The sequence below is a fragment of the Polaribacter sp. Hel1_85 genome (genome assembly GCF_000766795.1).
GTDB lineage: Bacteria > Bacteroidota > Bacteroidia > Flavobacteriales > Flavobacteriaceae > Polaribacter.
Map to the genome: position 1 here is coordinate 1,005,203 of NZ_JPDS01000002.1, position 26,767 is coordinate 1,031,969.

General features: G+C 28.9%; 30 protein-coding genes. 12 read left to right on the top strand and 18 right to left on the bottom strand.

Annotated elements, in window-relative coordinates; translation table 11 throughout:
• Positions 1-28 precede the first annotated feature (28 nt).
• A complete protein-coding gene (locus PHEL85_RS11535) occupies positions 29-1,246 on the bottom strand; it encodes a choice-of-anchor B family protein (protein WP_036825145.1) in 1,218 nt (405 codons plus the stop codon).
• Between the two features lie 148 nt (positions 1,247-1,394).
• On the opposite strand from PHEL85_RS11535, the gene thiL reads away from it, so the two are divergent.
• Positions 1,395-2,447, top strand: a complete 1,053-nt coding sequence (gene thiL, locus PHEL85_RS11540; protein WP_036825147.1) for a thiamine-phosphate kinase — start codon at positions 1,395-1,397, stop codon at positions 2,445-2,447.
• Positions 2,448-2,556: 109 nt separating this feature from the next.
• Here thiL and PHEL85_RS11545 read toward each other — a convergent pair whose 3' ends face one another.
• Positions 2,557-3,531 carry an acyltransferase gene (locus tag PHEL85_RS11545; RefSeq protein ID WP_036825148.1) on the bottom strand — a complete coding sequence of 325 codons (975 nt, stop codon included), beginning with the start codon at positions 3,529-3,531 and terminating at the stop codon, positions 2,557-2,559.
• 77 nt (positions 3,532-3,608) lie between these two features.
• Here PHEL85_RS11545 and PHEL85_RS11550 point away from each other — a divergent pair, with 77 nt between their 5' ends.
• The 8 genes from PHEL85_RS11550 to PHEL85_RS11585 all read left to right on the top strand — a co-directional run bounded on the left by PHEL85_RS11550 (position 3,609) and on the right by PHEL85_RS11585 (position 9,081).
• Entirely contained in the window at positions 3,609-4,817 is a 1,209-nt protein-coding gene (locus PHEL85_RS11550; RefSeq protein ID WP_052108551.1) for a serpin family protein, read from the top strand.
• A gap of 65 nt (positions 4,818-4,882) precedes the next feature.
• Positions 4,883-5,242 carry a DUF6970 domain-containing protein gene (locus PHEL85_RS11555; RefSeq protein WP_036825149.1) on the top strand — a complete coding sequence of 120 codons (360 nt, stop codon included), beginning with the start codon at positions 4,883-4,885 and terminating at the stop codon, positions 5,240-5,242.
• Positions 5,232-5,579: a DUF4377 domain-containing protein gene (locus tag PHEL85_RS11560; protein WP_052108552.1), complete on the top strand. Its 348-nt coding sequence runs from the start codon at positions 5,232-5,234 to the stop codon at positions 5,577-5,579. Before PHEL85_RS11555 ends, PHEL85_RS11560 begins: the two co-directional genes overlap by 11 nt.
• 13 nt (positions 5,580-5,592) lie before the next feature.
• Entirely contained in the window at positions 5,593-6,285 is a 693-nt protein-coding gene (locus PHEL85_RS17385) for a hypothetical protein (RefSeq protein WP_156109195.1), read from the top strand.
• Between the two features lie 20 nt (positions 6,286-6,305).
• Positions 6,306-6,713: a hypothetical protein gene (locus PHEL85_RS11570; protein WP_036825151.1), complete on the top strand. Its 408-nt coding sequence runs from the start codon at positions 6,306-6,308 to the stop codon at positions 6,711-6,713.
• 4 nt (positions 6,714-6,717) lie between these two features.
• Positions 6,718-7,263, top strand: a complete 546-nt coding sequence (locus PHEL85_RS11575; RefSeq protein ID WP_036825153.1) for an RNA polymerase sigma factor — start codon at positions 6,718-6,720, stop codon at positions 7,261-7,263.
• Positions 7,263-8,609, top strand: a complete 1,347-nt coding sequence (locus tag PHEL85_RS11580) for an outer membrane beta-barrel protein (protein ID WP_036825155.1) — start codon at positions 7,263-7,265, stop codon at positions 8,607-8,609. Before PHEL85_RS11575 ends, PHEL85_RS11580 begins: the two co-directional genes overlap by 1 nt.
• Before the next feature lie 127 nt (positions 8,610-8,736).
• Entirely contained in the window at positions 8,737-9,081 is a 345-nt protein-coding gene (locus PHEL85_RS11585; RefSeq protein ID WP_036825157.1) for a hypothetical protein, read from the top strand.
• Here the strand turns inward: PHEL85_RS11585 and PHEL85_RS11590 are convergent.
• Entirely contained in the window at positions 9,069-10,124 is a 1,056-nt protein-coding gene (locus tag PHEL85_RS11590; RefSeq protein WP_036825159.1) for an isoaspartyl peptidase/L-asparaginase family protein, read from the bottom strand. The genes PHEL85_RS11585 and PHEL85_RS11590 overlap by 13 nt on opposite strands.
• A 112-nt stretch (positions 10,125-10,236) precedes the next feature.
• Between PHEL85_RS11590 and PHEL85_RS11595 the strand changes: the two genes are divergently transcribed.
• The 3 genes from PHEL85_RS11595 to PHEL85_RS11605 all read left to right on the top strand — a co-directional run bounded on the left by PHEL85_RS11595 (position 10,237) and on the right by PHEL85_RS11605 (position 14,453).
• The gene (locus PHEL85_RS11595) at positions 10,237-11,778 is read left to right on the top strand and encodes an aldehyde dehydrogenase family protein (RefSeq protein WP_036825161.1); all 1,542 of its coding nucleotides are present in this window, start codon (positions 10,237-10,239) and stop codon (positions 11,776-11,778) included.
• 206 nt (positions 11,779-11,984) lie between these two features.
• A complete protein-coding gene (locus PHEL85_RS11600; protein WP_235318272.1) occupies positions 11,985-13,250 on the top strand; it encodes a DUF1800 family protein in 1,266 nt (421 codons plus the stop codon).
• A gap of 12 nt (positions 13,251-13,262) precedes the next feature.
• Entirely contained in the window at positions 13,263-14,453 is a 1,191-nt protein-coding gene (locus PHEL85_RS11605) for a DUF1501 domain-containing protein (RefSeq protein WP_036825162.1), read from the top strand.
• 62 nt (positions 14,454-14,515) lie between these two features.
• On the opposite strand, the gene PHEL85_RS11610 is transcribed toward PHEL85_RS11605, so the two are convergent.
• From PHEL85_RS11610 to PHEL85_RS11675, 15 genes are all read right to left on the bottom strand, one after another.
• Positions 14,516-15,655 (bottom strand): ATP-binding protein, encoded by a 1,140-nt coding sequence (locus tag PHEL85_RS11610; protein WP_036825163.1) that lies wholly within the window; start codon positions 15,653-15,655, stop codon positions 14,516-14,518.
• On the bottom strand, positions 15,652-15,795 hold the full coding sequence (locus PHEL85_RS17775) for a hypothetical protein (protein ID WP_156109197.1): 144 nt from the start codon (positions 15,793-15,795) through the stop codon (positions 15,652-15,654). Before PHEL85_RS17775 ends, PHEL85_RS11610 begins: the two co-directional genes overlap by 4 nt.
• A gap of 1 nt (position 15,796) precedes the next feature.
• Positions 15,797-16,549, bottom strand: coding sequence for an SDR family NAD(P)-dependent oxidoreductase (locus tag PHEL85_RS11615; RefSeq protein WP_036825164.1), 753 nt, complete (start codon positions 16,547-16,549; stop codon positions 15,797-15,799).
• A 246-nt stretch (positions 16,550-16,795) separates the two neighbouring features.
• Positions 16,796-17,737 (bottom strand): hypothetical protein, encoded by a 942-nt coding sequence (locus PHEL85_RS11620; RefSeq protein WP_036825166.1) that lies wholly within the window; start codon positions 17,735-17,737, stop codon positions 16,796-16,798.
• Positions 17,738-17,835: 98 nt separating this feature from the next.
• Complete coding sequence (locus tag PHEL85_RS11625; protein ID WP_052108554.1) at positions 17,836-18,300, bottom strand: hypothetical protein; 465 nt, start codon at positions 18,298-18,300, stop codon at positions 17,836-17,838.
• A 117-nt stretch (positions 18,301-18,417) separates the two neighbouring features.
• Positions 18,418-19,284: an ATP synthase F1 subunit gamma gene (gene atpG, locus PHEL85_RS11630; RefSeq protein WP_036825169.1), complete on the bottom strand. Its 867-nt coding sequence runs from the start codon at positions 19,282-19,284 to the stop codon at positions 18,418-18,420.
• 49 nt (positions 19,285-19,333) lie between these two features.
• The gene (gene atpA / locus PHEL85_RS11635; protein ID WP_036825171.1) at positions 19,334-20,911 is read right to left on the bottom strand and encodes a F0F1 ATP synthase subunit alpha; all 1,578 of its coding nucleotides are present in this window, start codon (positions 20,909-20,911) and stop codon (positions 19,334-19,336) included.
• 21 nt (positions 20,912-20,932) lie between these two features.
• Positions 20,933-21,490, bottom strand: a complete 558-nt coding sequence (gene atpH, locus PHEL85_RS11640) for an ATP synthase F1 subunit delta (RefSeq protein ID WP_036825172.1) — start codon at positions 21,488-21,490, stop codon at positions 20,933-20,935.
• 7 nt (positions 21,491-21,497) lie between these two features.
• Positions 21,498-21,998 (bottom strand): F0F1 ATP synthase subunit B, encoded by a 501-nt coding sequence (locus PHEL85_RS11645; RefSeq protein WP_036825173.1) that lies wholly within the window; start codon positions 21,996-21,998, stop codon positions 21,498-21,500.
• Positions 21,999-22,095: 97 nt separating this feature from the next.
• Positions 22,096-22,290, bottom strand: a complete 195-nt coding sequence (gene atpE, locus PHEL85_RS11650; protein WP_036825176.1) for an ATP synthase F0 subunit C — start codon at positions 22,288-22,290, stop codon at positions 22,096-22,098.
• Positions 22,291-22,325: 35 nt separating this feature from the next.
• On the bottom strand, positions 22,326-23,462 hold the full coding sequence (atpB, locus tag PHEL85_RS11655; RefSeq protein ID WP_036825179.1) for a F0F1 ATP synthase subunit A: 1,137 nt from the start codon (positions 23,460-23,462) through the stop codon (positions 22,326-22,328).
• Between the two features lie 80 nt (positions 23,463-23,542).
• Positions 23,543-23,932, bottom strand: a complete 390-nt coding sequence (locus PHEL85_RS11660; RefSeq protein ID WP_036825182.1) for a DUF6168 family protein — start codon at positions 23,930-23,932, stop codon at positions 23,543-23,545.
• Complete coding sequence (locus PHEL85_RS11665) at positions 23,925-24,143, bottom strand: AtpZ/AtpI family protein (RefSeq protein ID WP_036825186.1); 219 nt, start codon at positions 24,141-24,143, stop codon at positions 23,925-23,927. The genes PHEL85_RS11660 and PHEL85_RS11665 overlap by 8 nt, the downstream gene beginning before the upstream one ends.
• A complete protein-coding gene (locus tag PHEL85_RS11670; RefSeq protein WP_036825189.1) occupies positions 24,109-24,522 on the bottom strand; it encodes a polymer-forming cytoskeletal protein in 414 nt (137 codons plus the stop codon). Before PHEL85_RS11670 ends, PHEL85_RS11665 begins: the two co-directional genes overlap by 35 nt.
• 4 nt (positions 24,523-24,526) lie before the next feature.
• The gene (locus PHEL85_RS11675; RefSeq protein WP_036825191.1) at positions 24,527-26,749 is read right to left on the bottom strand and encodes a tetratricopeptide repeat protein; all 2,223 of its coding nucleotides are present in this window, start codon (positions 26,747-26,749) and stop codon (positions 24,527-24,529) included.
• Between the last annotated feature and the right edge of the window lie 18 nt (positions 26,750-26,767).

Genomic DNA, 26,767 nt, shown 5'->3' on the forward strand with positions numbered 1-26,767 from the left:
CTAAAAGTACTTAATTTTTATTGTTTGATTAAGAATTACTTTTTCTTATGATAAATAAACCTCTGTTAAAGTCGCTAACAATAATATTTCCACTTGGTAAAAAAGGATATACATTCCAAGTTCCATTTGTTTCTGTATTGTTGTTTTCTGGATATGTATCAAAAAAACCAATTTCAGTAAATGTTTTATTTTCAATATTAGAAATATCTATCATTTTAACACCTGAATTAAAGTTTGTTTGGTAATAAATATTTTCTTTAACATAACCATTTTTGTCTATTGCAGTTGTATTTCCTAAATAATCAAAATGATGAATAGGATTATCTAAATCTGTAAAATCAAAAATAATAGTTCTAGTATTTAAACTAAAAATTTCTTCATCCTTTTCATCTCCAATAAGAAAATATTTAAAATCTTCAGTAAACCAACCTTGATTTGATTTCCCAATATGAGTATAACTAATAGTTGAAATTTTTATAAGATTATCTTTATCTGTAACATCTAAAATTACAATTTCATTATCGTTGCTTCCTATTAAAATTTCTTTGTCTATATAATCTGTATCTGGGCCTTTATAAGTAATAACCTGGGCATCATTTGAATAAGAATCAATATCATAACCACCAGCTTCTGCTGGCTTAAAGGTGATATTTAAATCCACAAAATGTGGACCTCCATTAAAAGTATCTGTTCCAGTAATATATGCAAAACCAGAATCTTGGTTAATAACAATATTATTTGCTTTTCCAAAAGCACTATAGTTTATATCTGAAGTGAATTCTACTGGTGGATTTTTCACATCAATTAACCTGCTTAAATTAAATAATTGCATTCCTTGAAGTGGATCTTCGCTAACAACATATGCAGTAGATTTAAATATTTTAACATTTTTATTTAAAATATTTTCTGCTTTTGTTTTTAATGTCCCTACAATAACTGCATTTGCAGGATCTGTGATATTTATAAATGTAACTCCTTTATTTGTACACATTAAAGCATATTCGTTTTTGCTAATTGGATCTACCCAACCCCAGCAATTATTACCAGTTGTATCTGCACCACCAATTTCTTCTAAAGTGAAATGTGTTAATAAATCGTAATCATTACAAGGATATTCGCCAGCAAAACCGTTTTCACATTTAGCAATAGGATTAATAATAATTTGATTTTCTCTTTCAAAAACATCATTTTTTGTACAACTAAAAATTAATGTGATTAGTATTATGAAAAATGTCTTTTTTATCATTTAATTACTTTTAGAATCTATGAAACGTTTTCTGTAAAATTATTATTGTAGTAGTTGTTCATCAAAAATACTATTTAAAATATAAAATAAATAAAGATAGGTGTTAAAGTAGTTCTGTGGTTTTTTAGAATGTACCTATCTTTGCAGCATGTTAGAAGACAAAAATACACAAAAGACATCATTAGCTGAACTAGGGGAGTTTGGTTTAATCAATCATATTACAAAATATTTTAAGGTAGAAAATGCATCAACAGTAAAAGCTGTTGGAGATGATGCTGCTGTTTTAGCAGTTTCAGAAAAACAAACCTTAGTAACTACAGATTTGTTGGTAGAAGGTGTGCATTTCGATTTAAGTTATATGCCATTAAAGCATTTAGGTTATAAAGCTGTTATGGTAAATTTATCTGATGTGTATGCAATGAATGGAGTTGCAGAACAAATTACAGTTTCTATTGCAGTTTCTAATCGATTTCCTTTAGAAGCAATAGAAGAATTGTATGCAGGAATTCAGTTAGCTTGTAACACTTATAAAGTTGATTTAGTTGGTGGTGATACAACCTCTTCTACAAAAGGAATTTTAATTTCTATTACAGCAATTGGTAAAGCAGAAAAAGACGAAGTTGTTTACAGAAATGGAGCAAAAGACACAGATTTAATTGTAGTTTCTGGAGATTTAGGTGCAGCATATTTAGGCTTACAAGTTTTAGAAAGAGAGAAGCAAGTTTTTAAAGTAGACCCTAATAATCAGCCAGATTTAGATAATTATACTTATTTAATAGAGCGTCAATTAAAACCAGAAGCGCGTAAAGACGTTGCTGGGTTATTAAAAGAATTGGAAGTAAAACCAACTTCTATGATAGATATTTCTGACGGACTTTCGTCAGAACTTTTTCATATTTGTACACAGAGTAAAGTAGGGTGTAAGGTATATGAAGAAAAATTGCCATTAGATCCTCAAGTAATTTCTACTTGTGAAGAGTTTGAGTTAGATTCTACAATGGTAGCTTTAAGTGGAGGAGAAGACTATGAGCTTTTATTTACTGTACCAATTGCAGATTTCGATAAAATAAAAGGAAATCCTAATTTTTCTATTATTGGCCATATTACCGCAGAAAACCAAGGTTTAAATTTAGTAACAAGAGCTAATCAAGAAATTGAATTAAAAGCACAAGGTTGGAATGCTTTAAAAGAAGAGCAATAAAGGGCAAATTAGTTTTAAAAAAAAAGCGAAAATTTCAAATTTTCGCTTTTTTTTTTATGAATGCTCGTTTAACGTATTAACTGATATGATTTTTTTGAGAAAGTAAAGTTTATAAAACCATTAAATTACAACCTCTAATATCAGAATCGTCAAAACGACCAATAATTTCAAAAGTTCCATTTTTGTGAACTTTTCCTAAATCTTGGGTTGCAATAAATGAGCATGAATTGTAGTTAGCCAAATCAATAACATTGATTCCACCCGTTTTTTCAACTTGCTGAATTGTTAGAGCATCTTCTGTATCTCTTGTTAGAATTTTCATCCAAGGAGGTGTTTCAAAAATGCCATTTCCTTTAGAATAACCTTGACTTAGTAATTCTGTCATTCCATATTCTGAGTGAATTTTTGAAACTCCAAAACCGTTTTGTAGAATTTGATGCAATTCATCTCTAACCAATTCTTTTCTTCTTCCTTTCATGCCACCAGTTTCCATAATTATGGTGTTATCTAAGTTGAATTGTTGCATTTCAATTAAGTCTAACAGAGCAAAAGAAACACCAACTAAAAGCACTTTTTGTCCTTTTTGGTCTAATTCTGTTAGTTTTTTAGCTAATTCTTTAAGATTATTGAGGTAAAACCCACTTTCTAAGTTTTTAGATTTTGTAATTAAATCATCAACCATAAAAACTAAAGAAGAACCTTTTCTTTCTAGATAATTGGGTAATAAGGCCAAAACCACATAGTCTTCTATATTCCCATAAAAATGAGCAAATCCTTTTAAATAACTTTCTTTGTAAAGATTAATATCGGTTACAAAATGTTTACTTGTTATGCTTCTTGTTGTACCAGAACTATAGAAAATTTCTTGCACTTCATCTACAGAAGAAAGTACTTTTTTACTCTTAAAAAATTGGATTGGTAAAAACGGAATTTCTTCAACCTCTGTAACATCAGAAGGGTGAATATAGAGTAAATCACAAAAAGAACGGTACACTTTATTATTTTTAAATTGATGTTTAAAAACTTCTAAAGCAACTTGCTTAAAATCTTCTGTAGTTTGTATGTTAAAAATAGATTCTTGCATATCCTTTTGCAAAAATAGAATTATTTAACGCAACCTTTTTACAATTTTTACATCTTTAAGAAAAGAAACTATAAACTATGAAAAAAAATGTTTTAATAAAAGTACTTTTTATTGTTGTGTTACAATCTTGTTCGTCAACCTTAAAAGAAAAAGAACCTTTTAATACAATACCAAAAAGTGAAAAATTTATAGAATCCAACAATAAATTTGCTTTTGATATTTTTAAAAATATTGCTACTACAGAAACAAATGAAAACTTTATGATATCCCCTGTAAGTCTTTCTTTAGCTATAGGTATGGTGTATAATGGAGCAGAAAGTGAAACTAAAATAGCTTTTGAAAACACATTAAACTATACTGATTTTCTACCTAATGAGATTAATGAAATCAACAGAGAAATAAGTTTGAATTTATCAGATAACTCTGTTGGTTCTTTGTTTGAAATTGCAAACTCTATTTGGGTAGAAAAAACATTTTCTGTAAAAGAAGATTTCATCAACACAAATAAAAATTATTACAATGCTGAGGTTGAAAATTTAGATTTTTCTGATGCAAATTCAATAAATATTATAAACAACTGGGTGTCAGGTAAAACACATCAAAAAATACCAACAATTATAGAAACGATTAGTCCAACAGATGTTATGTTTCTTATAAATGCTTTGTATTTTAAAAGTGATTGGAAATATAAATTTGAAGAAGAAAACACTAAAGAAATCCCTTTTTATGGCGCAAATAGCACAGAAAATGTAGAAATGATGAATCTTACTAATGATTTATTATTTTATGAAAATACTTCTTTTTCTGCTGTTAAACTACCTTACAAGAATGATAAATACACCATGACTGTTATACTTCCAAAAGAGAACAAAACTACCACAGATATTATAAATCTTTTAAATACTGATAATTGGAAAAGTTGGACTGAAAACTTTAAAAATCAAGCTATCAACTTAACAATTCCAAAATTTAAATCTTCTTATCAAAAAATATTAAATGAAACACTAATTGATTTAGGTTTAGGAAATGCATTCTCTACAAATGCAAATTTTAATGGAATTAGTGATGTATCTTTAAAAATATCTTATGTATTACAAAAAACGTTTATAGAAGTTAATGAAAAAGGAACCGAAGCTGCTGCTGTTACTGTTGTTGGAATTGAAACTACTTCTACTCAACCAAATAAAGAGATGATAATAAACAAGCCTTTTTTGTACACAATTACAGAAAAAGAAACTGGCTCTATTTGTTTTCTTGGGAAAATAGGAATGCCAAAAGATGAATAAAAATAACATTATTTAGACGCAACCTTTTTTTAGTTTTTGCATCTTATAAGAAACAAACTCAAATTATGAAGTTAAAAACAATTTTCTTACTCTTAATATTTGTTGTTTTTTCTTGTAATGATAAAAATGAAGTTTCTTTAGTTTGCGGAGTAGAAAATCCGATAGAAGAATTGGCTTTTTTAAATGAGATAAAAAATAATATAGACAGAATAGATTGTGCAGGTAAAAGTGCTATTATACAATATATTTATAAATCAGAAATTGTTTTTGAAGTAAATATTTGTGATCAAATTGCAGACGGACAAACATCCGTTTACAATTGTTCTGGAGAAGTAGTTTGCACGTTTGGAGGAATTGCGGGTGTTAATACTTGTCCTGATTTTGATAAATTAAGAACAGATAAAATTATTTTATATGGCAATTAAAAGAATTATTTTAATGTTTTTATTATTATCAATTGCCTCTTGTGAGCAAAATAAAGAGAATTTAATACAAAAAACAATAATAGTTGCTTCTACAAAGATGGATTGTCAAGGATTAGCAGCACAAAAGTGTTTGTTGATAAGGGAAGAAGATAAACAAAACTGGGAGTATTTTTATGACTCAATAATTGACTTTGATTATGAAGAAGGTTTTGAATACGAAATTTTAATTTCTGAAATGGAAATAGAAAATCCTCTTCAAGATGCATCTTCAAAAGAACATACATTCATAAAAGTTATCTCCAAAATTGAAAAAACATCAGAAAATTTACCAAGCTAAAAATTTAGATATTATGAATTTTAAAAATATATTTATTTTACTTTTTGCAGTTATCTTTTTTTCTTGCGAAAACAATGATACAATTATAGATTCAGATAATCTATTATTAGGGAGTTGGGTGGAACCAATTTATGATGGAGAAACCACAACTTTTAAAAGAGGAAATTCTTTACCAAATGATGCGTATGGAATTTCATTTATTCAAAATGGAGATTTTATAGAACATACTTCTGGTTGGTGTGGTACACCTCCTTTAACTTTTTTTAATATTGAAGGAACTTTTGAGTTAGAAAACACCCTTATTAGTATCTCTACAAAAAGTTATCCAACAAATTATGCTTGGAGAATTATATCGCTTACAGAACAAGAATTAGTAGTAAAAAGAGAATTAACAGAACAAGAAATAGACCATAGAAACTTAATGGATTTATTTAATGAAATACAGAACCTAGCTTATAGCGTTTCTTGTTCAGATTCTAGTAATTGGTTGTTTACTGCTTATGGAGCAAAAGGTTGTGGTGGACCTCAAGGATATATTGCATATTCTAATCAAATTGATACTGTTTCTTTTCTTCAAAAAATTGAAATATACACAGAGGCCGAAAAAGACTTTAATTATAAATACGGAGTTGTTTCTGATTGTTCTTTGCCAAGTGTTCCAACATCTGTAGAGTGCCAAAACGGATATCCAATCTTTAAATATTAATTAAAAAAACTAAATTAAAAATGAAAAAAATTACGTTGCTTTTATTCGGATTACTTGTTTTCTATTCTTGTTTAAATAATGATATTGATACACCAAATTATAGATTTGAATATTTACCTATAGATTCAGCGATAACTCCTGCAAGTTTCACTTTAGGCGAAATAGATACAATTAAAGTAAAATATACGCTACCAAATGGTTGCTATTCTTTTGATCAAATTTATTATCAAACAAGAGATACTACAAGAATTGTTGCAATTACAGCATTTGTACAATTAGATGAAGATTGTACCGAAGCTATTATACAAGAAGAAACGAAGTTTACAGTAAAAGCGTCTCAAGAAGAAGATTATGTTTTTAAATTTTTTAAAGGAAAAGATAGTAATGGCGAAAATATTTTTGAGGAAGTGATAGTTCCTGTAAATTAGAGCTATCAAACTCGAAGAACTCATACAGGAATGCTGTAAACAAAAAATAACAGCACAAGCAGAGGTTTATCAGCTTTTTTCTGATAAGCTTTTTGCTGTTTGTTTAAAATATTCAAGTAATTATCAAGATGCAGAAGACAATTTACAAGATAGTTTTATTACTATTTTCGATAAAATTAAACAATATAAAAACAAAGGTTCTTTTGAAGGTTGGTTAAAAAGAATTACCATAAATACAGTATTACAGAAATATAGAAAACAATCTACGGTGCAAATTGTAGAAGAAGTTTGTGAAGTAGATGAGCTTGAAGAAATCAGTTTAGATAGTACTGTTTTTAGTGTTGATGTTTTGTTAGAATATATTCAGCATTTACCAGACAGATATAGGTTAGTTTTTAATTTATATGTGTTAGACAGTTATTCACATAAAGAAATTGCTGAATTGTTAAAAATTTCTATTGGAACATCAAAATCTAACTTGTCTAGAGCAAGAAAAATTTTAAAAGAAAAGTTAGAAAATCATCAAAAAAACGAAGAAAAGATTAATTAATGAATCAAAATAATTTAGATAAACTGTTTCAAGAACAACTTAAAAATTTGGAGGTAACTCCAAATAAAGAAGTATGGAACAAAATTGAATCTAAACTTAAAAAGAAAAAGAGGAGAATAGTTCCTCTTTGGTGGTTTGCTAGTGGAGGAGTAGCAGCTTTATTGTTACTTGGCTTACTTTTATTTCCATTTTCATCTAAAGAAAATGATTTGATAAAAATAGATTCAGAAACTATAATTACAGAAAGTTCTAAAGAGAAAGTAAAAAAAGAAACCAAGTTACAAACAAAAATAGATTCAGTATTTCAAGAAGAAAATAATGAAGAAAAAGTGTTTGTTGCTGATAAAAAAACAAACACAAAACAGATTAAGAAAAATAAAAACATAGAAAAGAAGAAGGAATTAGTTAGCACCAAAAACGCTATGAAAAAGATTTTTTTAGCTGACAATTCTTTGGAAACCAAGATCAATTCATCAGAAGAAGAAAAGGTAATTATTGATGACATTAAGGAGATTGTTTCTAAAAAAAAGGATGTAATAAAACAGAATGAGATTAATAAACTCGAAACAGAATCAATTACTAATAAAGTAGATTTAAACGAATTTGTAGATAAAAAAGACAGTGTTTCTTCCAATAGAAAAATAAAAAGAAAATGGTCTATTGCACCAGTTTTTGCAGTATTAAATTCGAATTCATTTTCTGATGCATCTCCAGTAAATAATAATTTATCAAATTCTACGAAAGGTAAAAGTTCTTTTTCTTATGGTTTTCAAGTTGGATATAACATAAATAAAAAATGGACAATTCAGACAGGAATTCACGTTCAAGAAATGAACTTTGTTAATAACCAAGTAATTGCTGTTTCTTCAATTTCAAAAAATTCATCTTCTGTGGCATTTAATAACGGTGAATCATTTTCTTTTGAAGAGGTTTCTTTACTGAGTTCAGATTTTGCTAGTAATGCTACATTAAAAACAGGAAGTTTTAGCGGAGATTTAAATCAAAATTACGGTTATATAGAAATTCCTATAGAAATTAAATACACTTTTTTAGAAACAAATAAAGTTCGTACACAGATAGTTACAGGTTTTAGCTCACTGTTTTTAAATAAAAATGAAGTGAATTTAAATACACAGTTTTTGTCTAAATCTGGTGAGGCAACTAATTTAAATAATATTAACTTTAGTGGAAACTTAGGTTTAGATATAAATTATAGTATAAATAAAAAATGGTCTTTAAACTTAAACCCAATGTTTAAAGCTCAATTAAATACATTTAGTAAAAACTCAAACGGGTTTGCTCCTTTTAATATTGGTGTATATTCAGGAGTTAAATATACCTTTTAGCGATGTTATATGTAGTTTTATCGAAATTCATATAGAAAAACTATTATAAACACATAATTTGGTCTCGTTTTTGATTATAATCTAATTGATTTTAATATTTTAGATAAAAAAATAAAAAGAAAAAAGTATGACATTTTTAGCAATTACCTACAGAACCTTTAGTGGAACAAAAGAAGTTATAGAATTAAAAGAGCCAAAGAATACACAATGGGTTATATACAAAGATAATATACCTGCATATTTTGTTGATTTTTTTGATTTAGAGAAGGAATCTAACGCTATGATGAATAGTTTAGTTTTATGCGCAAAAAGACCATTGCAAGAAGTTTTAGAACTTATTAATAAAAAAAATAACGTTAATTTGTCTGTACCTTTAATTTCTCGTTTAGGTTTAAAAAAGATAGTTAGGTCTGAAGTAAGAGAAATGAATTTAGAACCAATTCCAGAAGAATGGTTATCTTATTCTATGTAAATTTTTACAATTAGCTCATCTTTATCATTCATTGAAGCTCTGTACATACCAGTAGTATTAAATTCAAAAGACATATTTCCGTTTTTGTCTAAAGCAACAACGCCTCCAGTTCCACCAAGTTTTGTCAATTTATTTTGAATGACATCCTTTGTGGCTTCTTTCAATGTTTTTTGTTGGTATTCTATCTGTGCAGAAATATCATACGCAACTTGACTTCTTATAAAATATTCTCCCCAACCTGTAGATGAAACTCCACAGGTTTTATTATTTGCATAGGTACCAGAACCAATAATTGGGGCATCACCAATTCTTCCCCAACGTTTGTTAGTCATTCCTCCCGTCGAAGTTCCTGCAGCAATGTTTCCATATTTGTCTAAAGCAACACAACCTACAGTTCCAAATTTTGCATTTTTAATATCTGCATCGTAAAAAGCAGCTTTTTTATCATTATGGTCTAATTCAGTTTTATTTCTATTTTTAATTCTTTGTAAAGATTTAAAACGTTTTTCTGTATAAAAGTAACTTGGATCTACAATTTCCAAACCTTTTTCTTTAGCAAAAACAGAGGCTCCTTTACCAGAAAGCATTACATGATCTGAATCTGTCATCACTTTTATAGCCAGTTCTATAGGGCTTTTTACGTTTGTAACTCCTGCAACTGCACCAGCATTTAATGTTTTTCCATCCATAAAAGAGGCGTCTAATTCATTGGTTTCTTCATGGGTAAAAACAGCTCCTTTTCCTGCATTAAATAATGGAGATTCTTCCATTACTTGAATCGTTTTCATTAGTGCATTTTGGCTAGTTCCACCATTTTTTAATATAGTATGACCAACTTTAATAGCTTCTTCTAGTTTTGCTTTATAAGCAACTTCTTTTTCATCAGACATATTTTTCTTTAAAATAGTTCCTGCTCCTCCATGAATTATAATAGCAAACTCATTATGTTTTATATCTATTTTCTTTTCTTTGGATGAATTTTCTGACTCATTTTTACATCCTAATAGTATTAGAAGAGAGAAAAGTAGTAAGTAGTTTTTCATAATTTATTGTTTAAAATTAAACAATTATTATTGTTTTTGTTTAATTTATATTTCTGCAATATTATTCGTAATTTCGTTCTTCGAATTTAAACAACAAAAACGGAACTGCAAAATGACAGACTTTGGAATTAAAGAAGCTTTAAAAAGATTAGGTTTAAAAGATATAAATGAAGGAACTTCTACAGGATCAAATAATTTTTCTAATGGCGAAATTATAGAAAGTTATTCTCCTGTTGATGGAAAATTGATTGGAAAAGTAAAGTCTACTTCAAAAGAAGATTACGAAAAAGTGATGGAAGCAGCGACTAAAGCTTTTCAAACTTTTAGAAATATACCAGCTCCACAAAGAGGAGAAATTGTACGTCAATTTGGAAATAAATTAAGAGATTTAAAAGAGCCATTAGGGAAATTAGTTTCTTATGAAATGGGAAAATCTTTGCAAGAAGGTTATGGAGAAGTTCAAGAGATGATTGATATCTGTGATTTTGCTGTAGGTTTATCTCGTCAATTAAACGGACAAACAATTCCGTCTGAAAGACCAGGACATGTTATGAGAGAACAATGGCATCCAATAGGTGTTGTTGGTATTATCTCTGCTTTTAATTTTCCTGTCGCAGTTTGGGCTTGGAACACAGCTTTAGCTTGGATTTGTGGTGATGTTTGTGTCTGGAAAGCTTCAGAAAAAGCACCTTTGTGTTCTGTTGCATGTCAGAATATTATTGCATCAATTTTAAAAGAAAACAATTTACCAGAAGGAATTTCTTGTATTATAAATGGAGATTATAAAGTTGGTGAATTGATGACAACTGATACTAGAATTCCTTTAATCTCAGCTACAGGATCTACAAGAATGGGAAGAATTGTTGGTACAACTGTTGCCCAACGATTTGGAAAATCCTTATTAGAATTAGGTGGTAATAATGCTATTATTATTACTCCAACTGCAGATTTAAAAGTAGTTGTTCCTGGAGCAGTTTTTGGAGCTGTTGGAACTTGTGGACAACGTTGTACATCAACAAGAAGATTAATTATTCATGAATCTGTGTATGATAAAGTTAGAGATGCAATTGTTGGTGCTTATAAACAATTAACTATTGGAAATCCTTTGGATGAAAAAAATCATATTGGTCCGTTAATTGATCATGATTCTGTGAATACTTATTTAGCTGCTATTGAAAAAGCAAAAGCTGAAGGAGGAAATGTATTAGTTGAAGGTGGTGTTTTAGAAGGAGAAGGATATGAATCTGGTTGTTATGTAAAACCAGCAATTATTGAAGCAGAAAACCATTTTGAAATTGTACAAGATGAAACTTTTGCTCCAATTTTATACTTAATGAAGTATTCTGGTGAAGTAGAAAATGCTATTGAAAAACAAAATGGTGTTGCTCAAGGATTATCTTCTGCAATTATGACCAATGAATTGAAAGAAGCTGAGAAATTTTTGTCTTATGCTGGTTCAGATTGTGGAATTGCAAACGTAAATATTGGTACTTCTGGCGCAGAAATTGGTGGTGCTTTTGGTGGTGAAAAAGAAACAGGTGGAGGTAGAGAATCTGGTTCTGATGCTTGGAAAATATATATGCGTAGACAAACAAATACTATTAATTATTCTGATGAATTGCCTTTAGCTCAAGGAATTAAGTTTGATCTTTAAGAGATTTAAAATATATTTATAGCAAACCCAAATCATAATGATTTGGGTTTTTTATTTTCTGCGAATTAAACTATCTTTCTTTTTTAAAGTCTAAAGTTCATGAAATCAGCACATATACAACATTTATATAACAGAGTTGGTTTTGGTATTACACCAAAAGAATTGGCTCGTTTATCAAAAAAAGTAAAAAAAATGTAGTTAACGAGTTGTTTAATTCTTCTAAGAAAACAACACCTTTAAAGCTAGATACTTCTTTTTTGAATGGTAAAACAAATAAAGATTTTAAAGACAAAGAGAAGAAGAGAGAACTTCAGAAAATAAGTAGAAAAAAAGTACAAGAATTTTCTGCAGCTTGGTTACAAAGACTAAATAATCCTACAGAAATTTTACGTGAAAAAATGACTTTATTTTGGACAAATCATTTTGTTTGTGAGAGTAAAAACATCTTATTTGTAGAGAGTTATAATAATGTGTTACGTAAAAATGCTTTGGGGAATTTTGGCGATTTCACAAAAATAGTTTCTAAAGAACCTGCAATGCTTGGTTATTTGAACAACAAACAGAACAAGAAAAAAAGTCCGAATGAGAATTTTGCTCGAGAATTAATGGAGCTTTTTACTTTGGGTCAAGATCATTATACAGAAAAAGATATTAAAGAATCTGCACGCTCTTTTACTGGATATAGTTATCAATTTAAAGGTGAGTTTTTCTTTAGAGAAAAGCATCATGATGAAAAAGAAAAAACCTTTTTTGGTAAAACTGGTAATTTTAATGGTGATGATATTATTGACATAATTTTAGAGAAAAAACAATGTGCTCGTTTTATTTCAGAAAAAATATACACCTATTTTGTAAACGAAAGCATCAACAAGAATCATGTAGATGATATGGTTGATGTGCTTTACAAAGATTATAACATTGAAAACTTAATGCGTTTTGTATTACTGTCTAAATGGTTTTATGATGATGAAAATATAGGAACTAAAATAAAATCTCCAATAGAATTTTTAGTAGGAATTAATACAATTGTGCCTTATAAAATAGAAAATCCAAAGCAAGTTATATTACTTCAGAGATTGTTAGGCCAAATATTAATGAAACCACCAAATGTTGCTGGTTGGAAAACGGGACGAAATTGGATTGACAGCAACACCATTGTAACACGTTTGCGTTTGCCTTCTGTGCTATTAAACAATGCAGAGATTGCCTATTCAGAAAAAGGTGATGAAGAAACCATTATTACCAATTTTAAGAAAAGAAAATTAAGAAAAAAAGCTTATGTAAAAGTGAGTGAAGATTGGAGTTCTTTTGAGGAAAATTATAAAAATGAATCTAATAAAGATTTGGTGCATCAAATAATTACATCCGAGGTAAATAAAGGAACAGTAGAAATGTTAGAGAGAAATTTGCAATTGTCTAAGCGAGATTTTGTAGTACAATTAATGAGTTTACCTGAATATCAACTTTGCTAAATTTTGAAACACATGAAACGTAGAGATTTTTTAAAACAGTCAACTTTAGCTTCAGGAATGTTTTTTGTGCCTCAATTTTTAAAGGCATTTGAGAATAATTCAACGAAACCTTTTAGTAATAAAAAAGTAGTTATTATTCAGTTAAAAGGAGGTAATGATGGTTTGAATACTGTTGTTCCATTTAACAATGATATTTATTATCAACAAAGAAATAATATTGCCATAAAACAAAACGATTTATTTAAGATTTCTGATGAAGTTGGGCTTCATAAAAGCTTACAACCTCTACAAAAATTATATGATAAAGGCTTTGTGAGTATTATAAACAATGTAGGATATCCAAATCCAAACTTATCACATTTTAGAGCTACAGATATTTGGCAAACAGCAAGTGATAGTAATGAATATTTACAAAATGGTTGGGTAGGCCGTTATTTAGATTACACAAAAGGAAATCCTTACAATGCTATTGAAGTTGATGAAAGTTTGTCTTTAATGATGAAAGGAAAAACGCAAAATGGATTGGCAATTACAGATCCAAAACTGTTTTACAATTCTATGAAATTGCCATTTTTTAATAATGTTGTAAGCAATTATAATGATGCACATTTAAGCGAACATAACTTAGGGTATTTGTACAACACAATGATTGATGCAAAATCTTCTGCAAAACATATTTACGAAAAAAGTAGTACAAAAAACACCTCTGCAGAATACCCCAAAAACTTGTTTGGAAAACAGTTAAAAACGATTTCTCAGTTTATAAATTCTGGGTTAGAAACTCAGGTGTATTATGCTGGTTTAAGTGGGTTTGATACACATGCAAATCAGACAAATACACAAGAACGATTATTAAAAGTTTATGCAGAAAGTTTAGATATTTTTGTAGATGATTTACAAAAAAACAACACGTTTGATGATGTGTTGATTCTTACATTTTCAGAATTTGGAAGACGTGTAAAACAAAACGAATCTAAAGGAACAGATCACGGAACTGCAAATAATGTTTTTGTGATGGGTAAAAACTTAAAGAAACAAGGTTTGTATAACAACTTACCAAATTTAGAAGATTTAGATAAAAACGGAAATCTAAAATATGAAATAGATTTTAGAGAAATTTATGCAACAATTTTAGACAAATGGTTACAAGTAGATGATGTTGCTATTTTAAATAAATCGTTTTCTAAATTAGGGTTTGTTTAGAATTTGACTTTCCAATAAAAATGAACTAAAACTTACCTTATCATTATCGTTAAACGAAATACTTAACCATACTTTACTTTTCTAATAACACGTAATGCTTCTTTGTATTTGATATAAGTTGTTTTGTTTTCTAGATTTCTAATATGATTTTTTACTTTTTTCAGTTGTTCTGCAGCATCTAAAAAACCATGTAAAAAGCAAATAAGACAGTTTGTTGGCAAGCGTAAAACATCTTCATGTTCTATAACAGAAAGCGGAATTTTATTTTCAATTTTCTTTATAATTGAATTACAACTATTATTAATATGCTGAATAATTTCGTTATTAAATTTAGGAGGGATAAACAAGAATTCATTTATAATATCATGCTGTCCATTTTCTTTAAAATTGATAATTGTTTTCTCTAAAGGATATAATTTTTCTTGCTTTTCTAAACCTAAAAAAATGTATTCTGTTATAATAAATGAACGATTATTATAACTAATTTGCACTTCATCTAAAGAAGAAAAAAATAGTTTTACTTGCTCGTTTATCAATTCAATATCTACTCTAGAAAAGAATTCTTCATCATTTAAAACTTTCTTTTCTCCTGCCCAACAGAGCACAAATTGCTCATTAAAAACCTTATATTGTGGGTTGTATTCTGGTTTGTGATTATTAATAAAATCGAAAACTCCATCTAAAGTAAGTTCTATGTTATTACGAGCATTTTTTTCTATTGCAGAAACAATTTCTTTATTCGTGTTGCGTAATTCAAAATTTATAGATGCAGGCATTGAGTTGCTTCCACGTCTGTAGAAAGCAGCTCCTTTTTTATATTTCCATGCATTTTTTAAAAGTGAAGTAATTTTATTATTAGGATGAATAGTAACCAAACCAACTACTTTATGACGTGGTAATCTTGGAAAAGGTACGTTTTCATATTCAATTTTTGGTGGATTTTTAAGATAAGCATTTACCAAATTTTGAATTTTGCTGTCATCAAAAAAATCGACACCAATTATTTTGTTTTCTTCATCTTCAATACCAATTACGATATAAGAATTATTGGCCGGATTTGAGTTTGAAAGTGCGCAAATATGTTTTAAAAACTTAGCTTTTCCGTCTTTAGAACTTAATGATATTTCTTGCTTTTTATCATAAAAACTATTCTCATCATTATGAGAAAGTAGGTTTTTGATAAGTAAGCGTTTGTTAATCATTTTAAGGCATTTCTTCTCCTTGACTTGCTTCTAGTAGAATTCTCATTTTCCACGCAAAACTGTATCATATCAACTTGTTCTTTTGTAGAAAATTGTTTTCCCCAAGACATACAACCAATTATTATTTCTGATTTTGGCATTTTACTCTCTATTTAAAATTGTTGGTGTTGCTTGTGCTGTTGGGTATACCACTAAATCTTCGATATTTACATGATAAGGTCTTGTAACTACAAAATGAATAATATCTGCAATATCTTCCGCTTGTAAAGCTTTATAACCCGCATAAACAGATTTTGCTTTCTCAGTGTCACCTTTAAAACGCACATCAGAAAACTCAGTCTCTACAGCTCCAGGATGAATTGCAGAAACACGAATGTTGTGTTTATTTAAATCAATTCTCATTCCTTTATTTAGAGCGTTTACAGCATGTTTAGAAGCACAATACACATTTCCATTAGGATAAACATCTTTTGCTGCTATAGAGCCAATATTTACAATAAAACCACTATTTCTTTCTGTCATTTGAGGAATAATAGCTTTCGAAACGTATAACAATCCTTTTACATTAATATCTAGCATTGCATCCCAATCATCTAAACTTCCTTCTTGAATGCTTGCTAACCCATGTGCGTTTCCTGCATTATTGATTAGAATATCAATTTGTTTAAAATTTTTGGGTAGAGAATTTATCGCAGTTGCTACTTCATCTCTTTTAGAGACATCAAACTGTAAAGTGGTTACTTCTGTGAGTTTGCTTAATTCTTTTTGAAGTTTTTTTAACCTTTCAGCTCTTCTTCCACAAAGAATAAGCCTAATATTATTTTTTGCAAAAATTTCTGCAGTTGCTTTTCCAATTCCTGATGTTGCTCCGGTAATAAATGCTGTTTGTTTCATTTGTTTGATTTAATATCACTTTGAGCGCAGTTGAGAAGTAATAAAAACAAGTCTCGTCTGCGCTCGACCAGACAAAAAGTTTATACTTTTCTAATATTTAAAATTATGAAAACTAGTGCTGATATATAGATTTTACCCTGTAATTTTTTCATCAATTATTAACAAAGAAAAAACCGCTCTTCCCAGAGCGGTTTTCCTTTCAATTGGTTATTGAGAATAACCAATCAAAAATCAACTAACCAAACTTTATTTTAAATTTCTTCTAATTTTTGTTTTTCTTTCTACTTTAGTACGTTTTCTTCCATCATTCCTTACAATATTTTTTGCTTCTATTTTAGATTTTCCACCTTTTAAATACTGTACAAATCCTCTTCCTGAAAACTCATATGTAGTTTTTGTATCTACATTGTAAAGTTCTATTCTTCCATCATTAATAACGCTTAATTCGAACTCTTCAATATCTCCTTCATCATAATTAAGTGTTAAAATTTTTAGGTCTTCATAACCAGTTACATCGTAGATTTCATATCCTCCAACGTAATCCCAATTTATATAATCAACTTGTGTGCCAAAACTATCTTGAGAACTATAAAATGTTGTTATATTTTCTGGTGTAAATGCTAAATAATTTTCGTAATCAAATGTATTTGGAATTCCACCTGTTGTTGTTACCTTTTCCCAAGCAACATATTCTTGTAAAAAGTATTCAATGTTTTCGTAAAATAATTTATCATAATCAAACTGGTTTACTTGATAACCAATTAAATAATAGTTTACATTTTGTCTGTAGTTATATAATCTTATTTCATTATTCGAGATTATAGTAACTTCAAAGTCATTTGCTCCATCTATATCATGATTTGTTTCTAACAAACCATTATAAGTATTGTAAGTTCCTACATCAATTCCTAAACCATTTCCTGTTCTGCCAATATCTACAATGTTATTGTTTGCATACAAAGTTCCGTTTAAAAATGATAAAGTAAACGCTTTAGAAACATAAGGGATATCACCATTTCCAGAAGTTCTGTGATAATCTACATACCATACATCATATTCAGAAACTATATTTTCTAATGAAACTTGATTATTATAATTATCTTCAAATGAATCATGATAAATTGCTGAACAAGAACTTAACAGGGTTCCTGTTATTATAATTGTTAAAAGTAATTTTAGAGATTTCATAAGCTTGTATTTAATGGTTATGCTTATAAATATTCAAAATGTGTGCCAAAATAAAAAACCACTCTAAATTGAGTGGTTTTTATCTGGTAATCAATTGATTACTGTATTTTTGGAAAAGAGCTTCTGTCTTGTTTTTTTATGTTTTTAATTTTAACATATCTTGTTTCTCCTCCTAAATGATAACTAAGAACAGCTTCATTATCTTTTAATTCGAAAGGAAAATTATCAGGTTCAGGAATTTTGTTTTTTAATTCTTTTTTAGGGTCTGAATGTAAAATTAAGTCAGGTTTATTTCTTTTTGAAGTATTAAAATGTGCTATTAAAAGTGAAGCATCTTTTATTTCTACTTTAGTAGATTTTTTTCTAAAGTATAATGAATCAAATTCTATTGGAGATGTATTTTTTAATTGAATTTGTACATTTATACCACTAACTCCAGGTACACCTCCAACCCAAGAATAGTATTTTGCTGAATCAATTTTAAAGGGAGGGTTTGTTTCAAAATTAGTACTTCCACATTGTGAAAAACTAAAAATTATTGTCAGTATTGATAAAATTTTCATTGTCCTCATTTTTTCTTTTTTAGAATAGACTCAAACTATATGCCAAGATATAAAAAAAGCGAACTAAATTGGCTCGCTTTAATATTTTTATAAAATTTGACTAAGCTTTTGCTTTGTCTAATTATTCAATGCTTCTGCACCACCAACAATTTCTAAGATTTCGTTAGTAATTGCTGCTTGACGTGCTTTGTTATAAGTTAACAATAATTCGTCTCTTAATTCTGTTGCATTGTCTGTTGCTTTATGCATTGCAGTCATACGTGCACCATGTTCTGAAGCAAAACTATCTCTAATAGATTTATATAATTGAGTTTTTAAAGATTTAGGTATTAAAGCCTCAATGATTTCTAATTTTGATGGTTCAAATATATAATCAGAATTTACTGCATTTGCATCTCCTCCTTCAATAGGTTTAATTGGTAAAAATTGCTCTACTTGAGGGATTTGAGTTGCTGCGTTCTTAAACTGATTGTAAAGAACTTCAATTCTATCATACGTTCCTTCAGTATACAAACTCATTAACTTTTCTGCAATTGCTGCAACATTATCAAAAGTTAAATCATCATAAATATCGTTTCTAGTTGCTACAATATTAAATTGCTTATCTAATACATCTGCTCCTTTTTTACCAATAGCAAATAAATCAACATCAACATCACTGTAATTTTCATTTACAGTTTTAACAACTTCTTTTGTAATAGATGAGTTAAACCCACCACATAAACCTCTATTAGAAGTAACAACAACTAATAAAACTTTTGAAACCTCTCTTTGAGTTGAATACGCTCCACCAGAATCACTATCTAAAGTTGCACTTAAATTTTGCAATAATTCAGTTAGTTTAGATGAATATGGGCGCATTGCCGTAATTGCATCTTGTGCTTTTTTCAACTTTGCAGCAGATACCATTTTCATGGCAGATGTAATCTGCATTGTCGATTTAATAGAAGTAATCCTATTACGTATTTCTTTTAAGTTTGCCATTCTATTGGAATTTTGAAATTCCCGCGAATGCGGGAATGACAACTAATTTTTATTCGAAATGAGTAGAAATCTCTTTAGCTGCTGCTTCTAATACAGCAATTGTTTCTGGAGTTAATTTACCAGATTTTAATACATCTAAAGTATCTCTATGTTTTGCGTTTAAGTAATCGATATAATCTTTCTCGAACTTCTTAACTTGATTTACAGGAACATCTTTTAATAAATTCTTAGAACCTGCATAGATAATTGCAACTTGATCTTCTACTGAGAAAGGATCGTTTTGAGCTTGTTTTAAAATTTCAACATTACGTTGTCCTTTAGAAATTACACTCATTGTAGCAGCATCTAAATCTGAACCAAACTTAGCAAAAGCTTCTAATTCTCTAAACTGAGCTTGATCTAATTTTAAAGTACCAGATACTTTTTTCATTGATTTAATCTGTGCGTTACCACCAACACGAGATACAGAAATACCTACGTTAATTGCTGGACGAACACCAGAGTTAAATAAATCTCCATCTAAGAAAATTTGTCCATCAGTAATTGAAATTACGTTTGTTGGAATATATGCTGAAACATCTCCTGCTTGAGTTTCTATAATTGGTAATGCAGTTAAAGAACCTCCACCTTTTACGATTCCTTTTAAAGAATCTGGTAAATCGTTCATTTCACTTGCAATTTTGTCATCATTAATAACTTTTGCAGCACGTTCTAATAATCTTGAGTGTAAGTAAAATACATCACCAGGATAAGCCTCACGTCCTGGAGGTCTTCTTAATAATAAAGAAATTTCACGGTAAGCAACAGCTTGTTTAGATAAATCATCATAAATAATTAAAGCTGGTCTTCCAGAATCTCTAAAGTATTCTCCAATTGCAGCTCCAGCAAATGGTGCATACACTTGCATTGCTGCAGGATCTGATGCATTTGCAGCAACAATTGTAGTATAAGCTAAGGCTCCTCTTTCTTCTAACATATTTGCAATTGCAGCAACAGTAGAAGCTTTTTGACCAATAGCAACGTATATACAATATACTGGCTCACCAGCATCGTAAAATTCTTTTTGATTTAAGATAGTATCAATAGCAACTGTAGATTTACCAGTTTGTCTATCTCCAATGATTAACTCACGTTGACCTCTACCAACAGGAATCATTGCATCAATAGATTTAATACCAGTTTGTAATGGTTCAGTTACCGGTTCTCTAAAAATAACTCCAGGAGCTCTACGCTCTAAAGGCATTTCATAAGTTTTACCTGTAATTGGTCCTTTACCATCAATTGGATTTCCTAAAGTATCTACAACACGTCCTACAACGCCTTCACCTGCTTTTAAAGAGGCAATACGTTCTGTACGTTTCACATTAGAACCTTCTCTAATTGAAGTTGATGCTCCTAATAATACAACACCTACATTATCTTCTTCTAAGTTTAATACGATACCTTCTAATCCGTTATCGAATTCTACTAATTCACCATATTGAACGTTAGAAAGACCGTAAACACGAGCAATTCCATCTCCTACTTGTAAGACAGTTCCTACTTCGTTTAAAGTAGCTTTTGCTTCGAAATTTGTTAATTGTTGCTTTAAAATTGCTGATACTTCAGCTGGTTTAATACTTGCCATCTTTTATAATTTGATGTATTATTAAATTTTAGGAATGTAATGACTATTGTCAAATTCCTTTTTCAATTCGTTTAAATAATTAGAGATACTTGCATCATATTGCACATCTCCAACTCGTAAAATAAACCCTCCTAAAATATTTGGATTTATTTCGTTTACTAAATTTGCTTTTTCACCTGTTAAAGCTACTATTTTAGCTAAAACTGCTTTTTCTACATCTTTAGTTAAAGGAATAGCTGTTGTAACTTTTGCTTCTTGCGTATGCTTATCAAAATCATAAATGATTGCATATTGTTTTGCAATAGGCTGAAGCATTGCTATTCTTTTATTGTCTTGTAATAAATGAAATAAGCCAAGAGTAATATTGTTTACTTTATCTTTAAATAAAGCGTTTAAAACGTTTATTTTATCAGAAGATTTAACAATAGGGCTTCTTAACATTACTTCTAAATCATCATTTTCAGAAATTGTAGTGTTTATAAATAACATATCGTCATTTACTACAGTTTCTTCTTTAGAATCTTTGGCAAGATTTAAAATTGCTTTTGCATAACGTAATGCTGCTCTTGCGTCTTTCATGCTCTACTTAGTTTAAAGTAACATCTTTTAAGAGTCCTTCAACTAATTCTAGTTGATCGTTCTTATTAGATAATTCTTTTTTAATTACTGATTCTGCTATACCAATAGAAAGCTCTGCAACATTTTTCTTAATTTCTGCTAAAGCTGCTTGTTTTTCTTGTTGAATTGAAGCTTGTGCATTTTCAATTAACTTGGTAGTTACTTCTTTTGCATCTTCTTTTGCTTCAGCAATCATGTTGTCTCTAACATCTCTAGCATCTTTCATCATAGCATCTCTTTCTGCTCTTGCTTCTTTTACAAGCTTAGCATTGTCTGCTTGTAAATTTTGCATTTCTTTACGAGCATTTTCTGCAGCTGCTAAAGCATTTTCAATTCCAGATTCTCTTTCTTCTAAAGAGTTTAAAATTGGTTTCCAAGCAAATTTTACCATTAAAGCAATTAATGCTAACAATAAGATTGTTGAAACTACAAATAACCCTGGTGAAAAATCGTTTAATAAAGTTTCCATTCTATAAACTAATTAATTTTTTGTTTCTTGTTGTTTAATTTAAAAATAGGTTCTGTAACCAACCGTTACAGAACGCTATTTTTTGTTTTTGTTTGGATTATTTTCCTAAGAATAATGCACCAAATGCTAAACCTTCTAATAATGCAGCGATAATAATCATTGCTGTTTGAATTTTTCCAGTTGCTTCTGGTTGTCTAGCAATACCTTCCATTGCTTTTCCACCAATTTGACCTAAACCAATTCCTGCTCCGATTACGATTAATCCTGCTCCAATTAAATTGTAAGTTACCATTTTAAATGATTTTTATTAAATTAAACAAATTTGTATTAATGAGCTTCTGAGTGATCTGCTACAGCCATACCTATAAATAATGCTGAAAGCATTGTAAAGATATAAGCCTGTAAGAAAGCCACTAAAACCTCAATTAATGTTATAAAAAATGATAATACTAAAGACAATCCTGTTGCTCCAACCACACCAAGTGATTCTTTAAGAGTAAACATAATTGCTATTAAGCTCATTACCACAATATGACCTGCTGATATGTTTGCGAACAAACGTACTAATAATGAAAATGGTTTAATTATTAACGCTCCAGCTAATTCTATAATTGCTAAAACGGGTCTAATTAAAACAGGAACCCCTGGCATCCAAATCATGTGCATCCAGTAATCCTTATTTCCACTCACTGTATATATTACTAATGTAAAAATTGCCAAACAACCTGTAACTGCTAACTGACCTGTAACATTAAATCCTAATGGAGTTAAACCAGATAAGTTTAAAACCCAAATAAAGAAAAATACAGTTAATAAATAACCTGTAAATCTTCTATAATGTTTTTCACCAATATTTGGTCTTGCAATTTCGTCTCTTACATATAAAACTAAAGGTTCTAATACTCTAGCAAAACCTGTTGGTACTTGTTTCGTTTTGTATTGTTTAGCCAATCTAGAGAACCAAAACAATAATAAGAATCCAATTAATAGAATTCCTACAACACTTTTAGTAATAGAAAAATCTAATAATTTATGTGCGTTTGTAGCATGGTGAGTTTCATCAAAAGAAACAGTTGTTGCTCCTTTTTCTAACTCATAAATTTTAGAATGAATCTTTGCGAATTTTAATCCGTTTTTTTCTACAATTACATGTCCATCATCATTATGATGAAATTCTGAAGACATAAAAGTAACCAAACCTTCACTAGACCAAATAATAACTGGTAAAGGAAAACCAACATGCTTTCTTTCTCCTTCATCTGAAGTATAAGACCAAAATGAAAAGTCGTGAGAATCTTTAATGTGGTGCAGAATATAAGCTTCTACTTCTTCTTTCGTATTTACACGCCCACCATCGTTTTGGTCATCGTGTTTTTTATCAGATTCTGATGCAAAACCAACTGTAGAAAAGAAGGTTATTGCTGCTATTAAAAGAAACTTGATTGTTTTTTGTGCAATCTTCATTGTTTAAATACGCTTTCTAAATTCGGCGCAAAGATATAGAATTATTCATAATCTCAAACCTTTTTCAAAGCTATTTTTAATTATTGCTTTTTCTTCAATATTTTAGCAACAAAAATTGCTTCTGTTAATAAAAAAACTATCATTGGAATAAATAGAGATAATCTTGCAACAAAAGGTAGTCCTTCTTCTGTAAATATTGACTTGTAAAAGATTAAACTAAATAATAATAATTTTAAAAGAATAGTACCTAAATAGATAAAACCTAATTGCTCAAAGATTTTATCAACAGTAGAAAATACCAAGAAATTGATGCAAATTACAAGTGAAAAACCAAGGTGAAATAGGTATACTTTTTTTAAGGAATAAGGTAAAATAATTTGCTGATTTTCTAAAAAGAAATTATGGAGAGAAAAGCATAATAAAAATAGAGAAAAGAAAACAAAAGAATAAACTAGAATGCTTTTAACCATTAATTTTATTCGCTTTTTTTATTAATGAATACATTGCTAAAAATATGGCGAGTAAAGTTACAGTTTCTTTTAAAAAAGAAGTTTCAAACTTAACATCTAACCATTTGCCTAACAAAAAACCTAAATAGATAGTTAACCCCATTTGCAAACCTGCACCTGAGAGCTGTATTGCTTTATTAAGCGGTTTTTTCTGAGCGTCTTTTTTGTTCATTACCAGAATTCAATTCTTTTATAGCTCCTTTCATAGAACAAGTAGCATTAAATGATGCACCTGGTTCTATAGAAAGTTTTCCAATAACAACATCTCCAGAAATGTCTGCTGTAGTTTTTATAGTTAAGGTATTTGATACTAAAAGATCTCCAGAAAACTTACCTTCTATATCTGCATTTGTAGCCTCTACATTTCCTTTAATAAATCCATCAGTACCAATAATAACTCTTCCATTGGTTATTAATGTTCCTTCTAAAGTGCCATCAATTCTAAAATCTCCATCCGATTTAATATCTCCAACAATTGTTGTGTTTTTAGCGACAACATTTCTTTCCATAACTTTAGCTTTTTGTGGTTTTTTATCTTTACTACTAAACATAGTTTTATTTACTTAATTGTTCTACTATCTTTTTTGCCTGCTTTCCTTCTTCTGTATTTCCGTATTTAATTACAATAGCTTCTAATGCAAATTTATAAGTTTCTTTATTGGTGTACTTACCTATTGCATAGGCTCTTAAAAGTTCAAATTTAGCAATTAATTTTGAATTTTGTATTGATGGTAAAATGTCTACTACTTTTTTAACTGTTTCTTGAAACTTATTTTCTTTGTATAAATAGTAAAGTTCTCTATATTTATTTTCTACTTCGTTCACCGAAATATCTTCTTCAATTTTTTTATTCGGATTTTTAATTGTCTTAGCAAAAATGGTATTTGGATAATTGGTAAGAATTATATTTTTATGTTTGTTTGATTTTAGATCTTCACCTAAATCTTGATAAATTTTATATAAATGCCAGTTAATTGGTAAAATCAATTCTTTCTTAGGATTTAAAGAGGCAACTCGTTCTAATCTTTCAATAGCTATTTTTGGATTTTTAAATTGTTCCTTATAAATTAATCCTAATTCGTATAAAGCTTGATTTCTATCTAATTTTAAAGTATCAATTGCACCTGTAGTACTCGGAATTGTTTTTAAATAACTAGCTAAATCGTAACGTAAATTTACTTGTTCTACTTGTACAGAATCCTTTTCTGTGGCACTTGTTTCTATTTTAGAAGACCATCTCCAATCATCTTCTAATTTTCTATTTCCCCATATTTTTTTAAATTCTGTTTGGCCAAAATTTAAAGATTGAGGATTATAGAAATACCATTTTCCTTTTTTATTAGATTGTAAAGAATTTCCGCCAAAATCAGCACCAAAAGCTGCTTGATTCAATTTTAACTGAGCAGCATCTTTATCGGCCTTTTTTAAATCATCAATATATTTTTGAAAATAGGTTTCTTGATCTGTTTTAGAAAGAGAAGCTATTTTAATAATACTATCGTTTTCAGTTACAATGTTTTCAAAATTAATTAAAGAAGCTAAATTTTTATGTTTTCTTTTAATTCGTCTTATTCTAAGATTTAAACTATCAACAGAAATACTTAAAATACTATCATAATAAGCACTTGCTAATTGATATTTTGAGTCTTTAAAATTGATGTTACCTAATCTTTCAAAAGTAAAAGTCTTTTGTTTAACATTATCAGATTCAGCTCTAAGTGATCTGTTGTAATAATCGATAGCTAAATTGATACTGTCATTTTTTTCATGTAAAAACCCAACTTGGTAATACAATTCATCTAAATAAGGTCTGTTTTCTCTTTCTTTAATCAATTTATGCAATTTTTCTAAAACAGCAACAGTTGTTGAATCGCTAGTAGAATTTTTTGCTAATTCAATATTAGCATGCATTTTATATTTTTTTGGAGCTTTTTTAAAGTCGATAATTTTATTAAAAACCATAGAAGCAGAATCTTTTTTGTTTTCTGAACTATAAATTTGTCCTAAAACAAACAGGTTTCTTGCACCTTGATTACTATTATTTAAAGTCTCTGTAGCTTTGGTAAGGTATTTTTTTACTTTTTGAAGGCTATCTGTTTTTACATAAGCCATTGCTAAAGTTGTATAACCATGTTCTTTAATTTCTTCTGGTAAATCTACTTCTAGCGTATCTTTTACTTGAAGCAAAAGTTTCATAGATTCTATTGCAAACTCTTCATTATCTAATCTAATATTTGTTTTTGCTCTCCAAATTTTAGTTTCGTTAATTAAACTTGCAAAAGGGTAATTAGTAATTACATAATTAAAAGCTTCTATGGCAGGTATAAAACGTTGATCGTAATAACGTGCTTTTCCTAAAAGTAGGTAAGAATCATCAATTTGACTGTTACGTTCAATTCCATCAATGTTCATACCGTGCTTTTGAATCGCTTTTACAGCTTTTTCTTCTGCAATACCAAATGGAGTAGAAGCTTTCTTTTCTTGGCTTTCTTCATCATCAAAACCAGCACCAATTCCTGTATTAAATTTAGGAGCATCTATTTTTTCGCCTTCAAACTTAATAGGTTCTATGGGCAATTGTTGAAACCAATCGTCTTCATAATCATTATTAATAGCATCAATACCTTTTTTAAAAGCTTCTTTACCATTAAATAATACGTTAAATTTTGTGTTTAATGAATGCCAATTTCTGCTAACAACAGTATCTTTTTTTGTGCTACAAGAATATATAACTGCAAATACAGAAAGAATTAAAACTATTTTTTTAGTGAATTTCACAAAAATAAATATTGATTA